This is a genomic window from Neisseria sp. P0001.S005, from assembly GCF_051963715.1.
The window spans coordinates 1-359 of sequence record NZ_JBQCTZ010000793.1 but is presented as its reverse complement, the minus strand read 5'-3'; the positions used below and the strand labels follow the sequence as shown (position 1 = coordinate 359).

The 359-nt window shown below is 40.9% G+C and carries 2 pseudogenes; both read left to right on the top strand.

From position 1 onward, the window contains the following. Positions 1-80, top strand: a pseudogene (locus ACTHSP_RS22915) (1-(5-phosphoribosyl)-5-((5-phosphoribosylamino)methylideneamino)imidazole-4-carboxamide isomerase); the annotation flags it as partial. 177 nt (positions 81-257) lie between these two features. Beyond that, a pseudogene (locus tag ACTHSP_RS22910) lies at positions 258-359 on the top strand (multidrug transporter MatE); the annotation flags it as partial.

Sequence of the window (359 nt, the reverse complement as noted above, 5' to 3'; positions counted from 1 at the left end):
GTGCGATTACCGGCCGCGCAATTTATGAGGGAAGTATTGATTTCGCACAGGCACAAAAACTGGCCGATTCTTTGGCTTGACCTCAGTGCGTTTAATTATGCAGATTAGAGCTTTGCAAGGGGTAACAGCGCAGGAGTTGGCGCATAGCTGAAAATACCTTCAAAAGCGGCATTTTGCAAAGTCCTTAGACTTAAAATCTGTCTGAAATAATTATAAAAAACAACTCACTCAATATCTTATTTTATTAAGGGATTGGTATGCTTGAAGCGTTTGTTTTGGGTTTTTGGATTATCTGGTCATCCGATCGCGAAGTGTATCCGCTAAGCGAAAGTTTGTGGTTTACACTGATTGCAGTGATA